We start from the raw sequence: 5,199 nt of genomic DNA, 5'->3' as shown, positions 1-5,199 counted from the left end.
TCCCTGGTCGGCGCCGTGGCCATGCGCGAGTCCGGGCAGAGCAAGCGAAGCGTCATCACGACCTGGGCGGCATGCGCGCTGCTGCTGACCGCCGCGGTCGTGATCGGCAGGCTGGTCGCGGGTGGCCTGAGCGACGCCGTGTTGGCCGTGGCGCTGTCCTTCGCCGGCGGGGCGGTGCTGGCCTCGCTGGCCGACACCCTGATGCCGGAAGCATTCGAGCACGGCCGGCCCCTCAACGCCTTCGCCACAGCGGGCGGCTTCTTCCTCTCCTTCGTCCTCGCCGCCTGACCAGGCTCGATGACCTCTGGCCTGGCATGTGGAGTGGTGCGTTTGACGATGCAGGCGCTGGTGCATATCCGAGACGCGAGATCGCGGCCACCGCTTCGTCCGGCCGTTGGGTCGCACACCGCCCCCGGCGAAATTCGTCGCGAGGGGTCATCCCGCCGGCTGGTCCCCTACCCCGCGCCGATGTCAAGTGCGCACCCACGGTACCGAAGGACAACCAGTTTCCGGGGGCCGCGTCGGCTAGGAAGAATTTCGTTTCGTGGCCCCGGGTTGCTTACCGGCGGATCACCGTTCGGCCGGGCGCGGCGCCGATCATGCGGGGCGTGCTGATGACACAGCCCGGTGGGTCGGGCGAGACGGTGCGGGTCCTTACGGTACTGGGTGACTCGGTCGCGGTGGGGGTGGGCGACCCGGCTCTCAGCGGAGGGTGGCGCGGTTTCGCCCCGATGCTGGCCCGGGCACTCGGCGCGGTCGAGTTGGTCAACGTGTCGGTGAACGGCGCCCGGGTCAGTGGAGTGCGCGCCCAGGTCGACGCCGCGTTGCGGGCCCGCCCGGATGTCGGTGTGCTGGTGGTCGGCATGAACGACACGATGCGCTCCGACTTCGATCCGATCCGGATGGGCGCCGACCTCGACGCGGTGCTCGGCCCGCTGGTCGCGGCCGGGACGGTGGTGATCATGGTTCGCTATCACGACCATCACCGGGTGTTCCGGCTGCCCGGGCCGTTGTGCCGGGCGCTGGCCGGCCGGATCGCCGCGCTCAACGCGGTGCTGGACAGCGCGGCCCGGCGCAACCGGGTGGCGGTGCTGGATCTGGGGGCGGTCCCCGAGGTCTACCAGACCCGTGCCTGGGCGGTCGACCGGTTGCACCCCTCCGAGTTCGGGCACCGCATGCTCGCCCGGGCGCTGGCGGCGCGGCTGGCCGACCTCGGCGTCCCGGTCCGTGCGCAGGTTTCCCTGGTGTGTGGCGGTGGTCGGCCGCACGGCTCGGCCGCGCGCTGGGGCTGGCTGGTCTGCAAAGGACTTCCGTGGTTGGTGCGGCGGGGCCGCGATCTGGTGCCCTACCTCGGCGCGGCGCTGCTTCGGGATCTGGCGGGTCGCGAATCAGCCCCGCCGATCGGCGGTGTGCAGGTCGAGCATCGCTGAGATGGTTGCGGCCCAAGGGAACTGCTCGGCGCGCAGGCGGGCGGTCCGGCGCCGCTGCGCCGGCGGCCAGGACAGCACTTCGAGCACCCCGGCGGCCAGGCCCGCCGGGTGCGGGGGCACGGCCAGGCCCGTTCCGGGGCCGAGCAGTTCGGCCGCACCGCCGCCGGCCGCGGTGATCACCGGGGTGCCGCAGGCCAGCGCCTCCAGCACGGACAGGCCGAAGGTCTCCGCGGCGCTCGGCGCGAACGCCAGGTCCGCCGCGGCCAGCGCCCGGGCCAGCGCGGGCCGGTCGGCCAGGTGGCCGTGGAAGCACACCGGCAGACCGCCCGCCTGGCGCGTGAGCGCGGCGCGGGCGGCGCCGTCGCCGTAGACGTCGAGCCGAACCGGTTCGCCGGCGGCGGCGAGTAGTCGCACCGCCTCGATCACGGCGCCGGCGTTCTTCTCCGGAGACAACCGGCCGGCATAGACCAGCCGGGCAGTGCGGCCGGTGGCCACCGGGGCCGGGCGGAACGTGGACAGGTCCACGCCGAGCGGGATACGCCGCACGTTCGGCACGTCGAGCGGGGCGAACTCGGCTTCGGCGTAGGCGGTTGTCACGACCACCGTGTCGAACCGGCTGGCCAAGGACCGGTTCCACCGGCGCACCGCGCGATCCAGCACCGGCCCGGCTCGCCGCCACAGGCCGGGCAGCCGGGCGGCGACCCACCGGTCGAGCCGTTCGTGGGACAGCAGAACCGCGCGTACTCCCCGGGTGCGGGCCCAGCCGGCTGCCCCGACCAGCGTCGCCTTGTCCGACACCTCAACGGAATCCGGGCCGATCTCGTCGAGTACCCGCAGCACCGCCGACGGCCGGGCGATCATCCGGTAGCCCCCGCTGACCGCCACCCCGGGCAGCGTCACCACCAGGCCCGCCGCGGTGTCCCACCGGCCGGGCCGGGCGCCGGGAACGACCAGCACCCGCTGGTGCCCGCGGCTGACATACCCCCGGCCGAGCGTGTCGACCACCGTGCGCAGCCCGCCGGAGATGGGGCTGTAGAAGTTCGCCAACTGGACGATCTTCACGCGATCGCCCGGGACCCGTGCGGCAACTCGCCGCGCAGCACACCGGTGTAGTGCTCAAGTAGCTGGTCCCCGATCACGGTCCAGGTGCGCCCGCGCACGGCGGCCCGGCCGCCCCAGCCGTAGCGTGCCCGCAGACCGGGATCGGCCACCAGACGGTGCACCCCGTCGCGCAGTTCGGTCATCGAGTCGGGCGGGTAGAGCAGTCCGGTCCGGCCGTGCTCGACCAGATCGAGCGGTCCGCCGGCGGCCGGTGCCACCACCGGCACCCCGGACGCCATCGCCTCCTGAAGCGCCTGGCAGAAGGTCTCATCGGCGCCGGTGTGCACGAACACGTCCAGGCTCGCATAGATCGTCGACAGCGCCTGGCCCTGCCGCAAGCCCAGGAACTCCGCGCCGGGCAGCCGCGTGCGCAACCGGTCGGCCGCCGGTCCGTCCCCGACGATCACCAGGCGGATACCGGGCAGGTCGGCGAGCCCGGCCAGCAGATGCACCCGCTTGTCCCGGGACAGCCGGCCCACGTAGCCGACCAGCACCGCATCCGGACCCGCCAACCGCGCCCGCAGTTCGCCGTCGCGGTGCCGGGGATGGAACCGCTCGCTGTCCACGCCCCGCCGCCACATCGCCAGCCGGGGCAGCCCGCGCTCGCGTAACTGTCCGAAGGTGGCGGTCGACGGCACCAGGGTGCGATCGGCCTGGCCATGGATCCGGCGCAGCCAGGCCCAGACTGCCCGGTCGGTGCCCCGAAACCCGTACCGGCGTAGGAATCCCGCCACATCGGTCTGAAACACCGCCACGCACGGCACACCCAGCCGCCGCGCCGCGGCCGCCCCGGCGGCGCCGATCGCGAACGGAGAAGCCAGATGCACCACATCCGGCCGGAAATCCCGGAGCAGTCCGTCCAACCGAACGGTAGGCAGCCCCAGAACGAACGACCGGTAACCCGGCAGCGACACCCCGCCGACTCCGACCACTGGATGCCCGGCGTAGCTCGCCGGAGCCGCGCCCGGCGCCACCACCACCGCCTGGTGACCGCGTTCCGAGAAATGTCGCAGGATCCGGCACACCGAGTTCGTCACGCCGTTCACCGTGGGCAGGAACGACTCGGTGATCACAGCGATCCGCACGCTGCCAACGATTATGGACCCTAGATGCGGGGAGAATGCGACCGGCCGACCGCGCAGTGAACTGACGATGAAGACCCCGAACGTGACCTTCTCAGCTCAGCCGGACAGATGATTTGCTCGCACCGTGTTCACCCGTCGCGTGAGCGTCATCGGATCCGGATATGTCGGCACCACCACCGGTGCGTGCCTTGCCGCACTCGGCCATCAGGTGATCTGTGTGGACACCGACCGGCACAAGGTGGCGGAACTGTCCCGAGCCGACGTGTCGATCAACGAACCCGGCCTGCCCGAGCTGATCGCCGAGGGCCTGGCCGCCGGCCGGCTGCGGTTCGTCGTGGACATCGGTGAAGCCGTCCACACCGCCGACGTCGTCTACCTGTGCCTCCCCACACCCATGGGCCACGGCGGCGTACCCGACCTGACCATCCTGGACGCTGTTCTCCTGCAACTACGCCAGATCCTGCCCACCGGCTGCGTCCTGGCGATCAAGTCGACCGTCCCGGTCGGCACCACCGCCCGCAGCCAGGACCTGCTCGGCCGGACCGACGTGCCGGTGGTCAGCAACCCGGAGTTCCTCCGCGAGGGCAGCGCCGTTCACGACTTCCTCCACCCCGACCGGATCGTCGTCGGCGCCGACCGGCAGCACGCGGCCGAACGGGTGGCCACCCTCTACACCCGGCTGGGCGCGCCCACCGTGCTCACCGACCCGGCCAGCGCCGAACTGATCAAGTACGCGGCCAACTGCTTCCTCGCCATGAAACTGTCCTACGTCAACGCCATCGCCGAACTGTGCGAACGGGTCGGCGCCGATGTCCGCGACGTCACCAAAGGCATGGGACACGACCGGCGCATCGGACAGTCATTCCTCACCCCCGGCCCCGGCTGGGGCGGATCCTGCCTACCCAAGGACACCCACGCCCTACTCCAGATCGCCGACGACGCCGACTTCGAGTTCCGCCTGCTCCGCGCGGCCATCGACACCAACACCCGCCAGTTCCGCCGCATCGTCGACAAGATCCGACGGGCCACAACCGGCTCCCGCCAGGGCACCCTGCGCGGCGTCCACCTCGGACTGTTCGGCCTGACATTCAAAGCCGGAACCGACGACCTACGCGACTCCCCCGCACTCGCCATCGCCGCACTACTCCGCCAGGCCGGCGCCATCCTGACCGGCTACGACCCCGCCATCCCCAGCAACACCAACCACCCCCGCCTAGCGGATCTGACCACAGTGGACGACCCGGTGATCGCCGCCAAAGACGCCGAAGCCGTCATCGTCCTCACCGAATGGCCCCAGTTCCGCACCCTCGACTGGCCCGCCATCGCCGAAGTCCTGCACCGCCCCATCGTGATCGACACCAGAAACACCCTCGACCCCGACACCACCCGGCACGCCGGCCTGCACTACCACGGACTCGGCCTACGATCCCAACACCCGGAGCCGGTGTCAGGTGCGGAACGGGCCGGTGACCTCGTAGGTGATGCCGCCGCTGGAGGAGCCGGAAGTGCCGCGCTGGGAGGAGAAGTAGAGCCGGTTGCCGGCCGGAGTGAACGCCGGGCCGGTGATCTCCGATGAACTCTGC

The 5,199-nt window shown here is 71.7% G+C and carries 3 protein-coding genes and 3 pseudogenes; 3 read left to right on the top strand and 3 right to left on the bottom strand.

Annotated elements, in window-relative coordinates; all coding sequences use genetic code 11:
* Positions 1-288 (top strand): annotated as a pseudogene (locus VFV67_RS26160) (ZIP family zinc transporter); the annotation flags it as partial.
* 326 nt (positions 289-614) lie between these two features.
* Entirely contained in the window at positions 615-1,430 is an 816-nt protein-coding gene (locus VFV67_RS26155; RefSeq protein ID WP_326473299.1) for an SGNH/GDSL hydrolase family protein, read from the top strand.
* Here the strand turns inward: VFV67_RS26155 and VFV67_RS26150 are convergent.
* Positions 1,389-2,492, bottom strand: coding sequence for a glycosyltransferase (locus tag VFV67_RS26150; protein WP_326473298.1), 1,104 nt, complete (start codon positions 2,490-2,492; stop codon positions 1,389-1,391). The two genes, VFV67_RS26155 and VFV67_RS26150, sit on opposite strands and share 42 nt — an antisense overlap.
* Complete coding sequence (locus tag VFV67_RS26145; RefSeq protein WP_326473297.1) at positions 2,489-3,616, bottom strand: glycosyltransferase family 1 protein; 1,128 nt, start codon at positions 3,614-3,616, stop codon at positions 2,489-2,491. Before VFV67_RS26145 ends, VFV67_RS26150 begins: the two co-directional genes overlap by 4 nt.
* Positions 3,617-3,740: 124 nt before the next feature.
* Between VFV67_RS26145 and VFV67_RS26140 the strand changes: the two are divergent.
* Positions 3,741-5,036 (top strand): annotated as a pseudogene (locus VFV67_RS26140) (UDP-glucose dehydrogenase family protein); the annotation flags it as partial.
* A 27-nt stretch (positions 5,037-5,063) separates the two neighbouring features.
* Here the strand turns inward: VFV67_RS26140 and VFV67_RS26135 are convergent.
* Positions 5,064-5,199: pseudogene (locus tag VFV67_RS26135) on the bottom strand (translocation protein TolB); the annotation flags it as partial.

Source organism: Actinophytocola sp., assembly GCF_035762905.1.
GTDB lineage: Bacteria > Actinomycetota > Actinomycetes > Mycobacteriales > Pseudonocardiaceae > DASYTH01.
Note: the sequence above shows the minus strand (reverse complement) of the source record. Positions and strands in the feature narration are given on the sequence as shown.